Raw genomic sequence first — 5,068 nt, forward strand, 5'->3', positions numbered from 1 at the left:
GAGCTTCTTGTGCCCATGCGTCGTTTTCAGACAAGGCCCAAGTTTGCCACAAACGATGAGCCACTTTATTAATCAGAGTATCGAGCCCGAAACCAGTTATTGCCGAAACAGCAATACCTCGGTTTGTTGCAATAAGCATAGCTTCACGATGCGGCAAAAGATCAGCTTTGTTATAAACAGTTATTCGCGTAATACCATCGAGTTGCAAATCATGTAAAACTTCAAGCACCACAGCAGATTTTGTTTCATGCATCGGGTCGGTAATATCTATTACATGCAAAAGCAAATCAGCATTTTCTAATTCCTCTAAAGTTGCACGAAAAGCACGCAAGAGATCTGCAGGTAAATCACGGATAAACCCAACGGTATCAGTAATTATAGCTTCACGTTCCGCCGGGAATCGTAATCTACGACTTGTGGGATCAAGTGTTGCAAATAATTGATTAGCAACTAATACATCACTACGCGTTAGCCGATTTAATAGTGTCGATTTCCCGGCATTAGTGTAGCCAACAATAGATACTGTTGGCAGTGCAGAACGTATTCGCAAACTGCGACGTAAACTGCGTGTTCGTGATATTTTATTTATCTCTCGTTCTAAACGATTAATGCGTTCGCGAGCACGACGTCGATTAATTTCCAGTTTGGTTTCACCTGGTCCACGTCCCCCGATACCGCCGGTTAAACGTGAAAGACCAGCATCAAGATCAGTAAGACGAGGCAAATTGTATTTCAGTTGTGCCAGTTCAACTTGCAGTTTACCATCACGGCTTTTTGCATGTTGGGCAAAAATATCTAATATTAGTTGGGTACGGTCGATAACCTTAAGTTCAGTTGTAGATGCAATGGCACGTGCTTGTGCAGGCGTCATGTTGTGATCAACAATAATCAACCCTGCATCAACATCAAGGCAACGCAAGACTACTTCTTCAAGTTTGCCTTTACCAACAATATATTTAGCATCTACTTGTCGTCGTAATTGAATCACCGTGTCTTCGATATGTACACCTGCGGTATTGGCCAGTTCACGAATTTCGGTAAGACGCCAATCAGCAGTATTTCGATCAGCATAAACCCCAACAATAACGGCGCGAATTTTATCTTTGCCTTTTTGCTGATGTCCACGAACTCTTGATATTTCTTCTTCAAGTGAAGCGATTAATTGTTTAAAATCAATATCAAGTTCATGAATGCTACGTGTTTTTGCTTTATGATATGGAATATCTGCATTAGAAGGTAAAAGATGAGCATACTCTAATTCGCCTGGTTCACCTGTTTCATTTACCTTTAACGTACAAACTAAATCTAAGCGTAATTTAGTGAGATCAGCAAAATCGTCATCATTTAGGCCACCCGCAAATACTGTGTGAATATGGCGCAACCCTCGCAAATGCCCCTGGCCTACGCGTTGTCTACCGATATCGGGCAAATAAATACGTTGCGGCTCACCAACAAATGTATATTCAATATGTCCTGAGCGATTGACTAAAACCCCAATTTCACGACCAACTTCATGTGCAATCCAGGCAAGATGACGAGCGAGTTCAATACCCAAAATTCGATTTGGAACAACTCGACGATGATACGTTCTTTCAAGCGCACGATGCTGACTTGGTTTTAAACCTACAATATTACCACTGATAGTCTTAATATTTCTCTCCTTTTACACATGATATCAGGCAAACATAACCATAGATTAATTATATCACTTCTGTTATTTATTTTTAATATTAAATAATAATATATCAATGACGAAGTATTCATCAAGCTAGCTATTATTTTTTTTTGTTTTTAATAACCTTGCAAATTCATCATCACTTAATTCTTGCAATTGTAATAGTTTCTTTGCTTCTTTAGGAGTTATTTTTTTTGAAGATGATATAGATGTTAAAGATGGTAATTGCTCAAACACTGTAGCTAAATGTTCAGACAGTGCCGCAATTGTATTATGAGTTAACAATATCCGATTTGATAATGAGCGATTTAACCATACCTCTAAAGCATTTAGCATTTCGTGAATACCTAAAGAATCTAATCCATAAATCGCAAATTTGTTTTCTATTTTAATCTGTTTAATTTCGATGTAACAATATTTCGCAAGCCAATTAATTAAAAACTTCTCTATCTGCTGAGCGCTAATCGTTTTTTCTTTATATACAGATGATAGTACTGTTACTTGTTCAGACAAGTGCATTGATAAACTCGATTGACTGTGCCACTCAAATATTTTTTCAAACTGATCTTCAATAAATTTTTGTTTAGCCAAGTAGTGTTGCACCTTGCCACTAGAAGTTTTCGGTATTTGCTCCGCCGCTATAAATACAATCGTATCAATGGCAATAGTGTGTTCAAAGAGTATTGCTTGATAAATATTTTCGCATAACTGTAAAATATTAAATTGCTTATTATTTTCTTGGCATACATTATCTATAATTTCTTTAGTACCTCTATCTTTAGAATAATTCTCGGGAATGTATAATTGTTGCGATCGTGATGGCACTACAAGTACGATTACGCTTTCATGGTCATTTTTATCAATCGAAAAAACTACAACTTGCGCACAGCCATAGTTTGAATAGTGACTTAATACTGTATACTCGATATCTTGTGGATAATAATTTACCCCTCGTACAACAATTAGATCCTTTAACCGCCCCACAACAAAAAGCTTGCCATTTTTTATAAAACCCAAATCTCCAGTGCGTAAAAAGATACCATCTATTTTATTTTGCCTGTTAACTATATTTGATGACTCTTTTGGTAATGACACATCAAACACTTCGTTTGTCGCAATTGCATTATTAAAATAACCTTTTGCGACATTTAAACCGCTTACCCAAATTTCACCTATTTCTTCATCATCGCATATATTTTGGTCATCTTGATTAACAATAATTAGCTTTTCATCATGCCATGCTTGACCACAGCTAACGATCGAAGAATCTGTCTGTTTAAAATTTGTATCTGATTGATTTATTTTTGCTGTTTTTAGTTGCGTTAAAGAAACATCATTTGCTGAATTTTGTACTTCTTCGCCGCTGACAAAAAGTGTTGCCTCCGCCAAACCATAACAGGGATAAAAAGATGAATACCTAAATCCACAAGTAGAAAATTTGTCGGCAAACCGTTGCATAGTCTGTCGACGTACAATTTCAGCGCCATTAAATGCAACTTGCCAGCTACTGAGATCTAAATCGTTCAATTCATCTTTACTAATACGCGTAGTACATAAATCATAGGCAAAGTTTGGTCCACCGCTGGTCGTAGCACGATAGCGAGTTATACATTTTAGCCATAATGTTGGATTTTTTAAAAATGATTCAGGGGCTAATAAAATACACTGCGCCCCCAGATAACCTGGCTGCAACATGCAGCCAATCAACCCCATATCATGATATAAGGGTAACCAGCTTACCACTACGGTTTTTTCATTATGTCTAAATGCTTCAGCAATCATCTGCTGGTTTGCAATCAGATTTCCATGAGTAAGCATTACTCCCTTAGGCTCATTTGTCGATCCAGAAGTATATTGCAACATAGCAAGAGTATTTTCATTACCCACCAATGACTCATTTATATTTATCGTATAATCAGTAATATTTCTATCAGTGGCGATAATCAAATTATGCGATAAAAATTCTTTAGGTAATTGTGTTTTGCTAAACTCAAGCATTTCTGCTGTGGTTAAAATTATACTTGGTGCTGAATCACTTATTATTGTCTTAAGCCGAGCTAAAGTTAATTGTAATCGACGTGGTTCAGGTGGAAACGTGGGTACTGCAATAACATTGCAAGCAAGACAAGCCCAAAAAGCGACAATAAAATCAAGACCGGCGGGATAGATAAGCACCGCACGTTGATTAGGTTTTACATACTTACTTATCCATCCTGCAGTTATTAGTACTCGTTGATATAATTCTTGATAGGTAAGTTTATCAGTTTCTTCACCATTACCAGATATAAACCGGTATGAAACATGATCTGGTTTATCATTGCTATGACGTCTAAGTATCTCAGCAAGGTTCATTATAACACCTGATGGATACTTCTATTTTCTTTTTTAAATAGTAAAACCTTAAGCAAGTTTATCTACCTATTCACTCATCCCTTATAGGCAGTTAGACATTAAATTGTATCTAATCATCTTCTTCAGAGTTACCTTCACCTTCACTTACTTCTTCACCTTCACTTACTTCTTCGCCTTCACTTACTTCTTCGCTTTCACTTACTTCTTCGCTTTCACTTACTTCTTCGCCCTCACTTACTTCTTCGCCCTCACTTACTTCTTCGCCCTCACTTACTTCTTCGCCCTCACCCGCTTCTTCACTAACCACCGCTTGTTTACCTTCGAGGAGAGCAAGCATTATAATAGACATCATTACTACAAACGTGTCGGTCATTTCAGCTATGTTTTGAGCTACCGAATCTTCACCCTCTGGTTGAAGTATAGGTGCATTATCGACTGCCTCCATAGCCAAAAATATTTGTTGACTAAATGAAGTACCAAAAGTGGTCATTTGCACCGCCATATTGTGCGCTTGTTCGGGAGTATATCCTAGCGCTTCAAGTTTATTTTCTAAACGTGGCTGTGCTATACATGCTGGACCCTGTGCTGCATTAATAAGTTCAGCTGCTTGAGCAGCGCGTGCTTCTTCAGCTTGTCGTTCGGCTTCAGCACGTTCTTCTGCTGCTTGAATAAGTTCTTCTGCTGCATCATTGTCAATTACACCAAATGCAATTAATAGTTTGGCCATCATGATTGACATGTCAGAATTATCAGAACCAAAATCAATGTTCATATTTGTCAATATTGTATCTATATCTTGAATGGTAACTTCAGCTTGTTCGGTATCACAGTCTGTCGAACCTTCAACTATTGGTTCTTCCGGGGTAGCAGTATTATTTTGAACGTTTTCATTATCAGTATTAATAGAATCAGGGCTAGTGTCAGAAGAGCGCGCCTTTTGAACATTACCAGCCTTGGTTGGAGTAACAATGTTAACATCGCTATTGATTAATTGAGTATTGTTAAACTGCGAAGTACGATTAATGTTAGTCATAATAAACC

3 protein-coding genes are annotated in these 5,068 nt (G+C 37.5%); all 3 read right to left on the reverse strand.

Annotated elements, in window-relative coordinates:
• A partial coding sequence (gene hflX / locus JW841_11500) for a GTPase HflX (protein MBN1961562.1) occupies positions 1-1,651 on the reverse strand: 1,651 nt, incomplete at its 3' end.
• A gap of 117 nt (positions 1,652-1,768) precedes the next feature.
• Positions 1,769-4,027 (reverse strand): AMP-binding protein, encoded by a 2,259-nt coding sequence (locus JW841_11505; GenBank protein MBN1961563.1) that lies wholly within the window; start codon positions 4,025-4,027, stop codon positions 1,769-1,771.
• 109 nt (positions 4,028-4,136) lie between these two features.
• On the reverse strand, positions 4,137-5,068 hold a 932-nt coding region (locus JW841_11510), incomplete at its 5' end, for a hypothetical protein (GenBank protein MBN1961564.1).

This window comes from Deltaproteobacteria bacterium (assembly GCA_016931625.1).
GTDB lineage: Bacteria > Myxococcota > XYA12-FULL-58-9 > XYA12-FULL-58-9 > JAFGEK01 > JAFGEK01.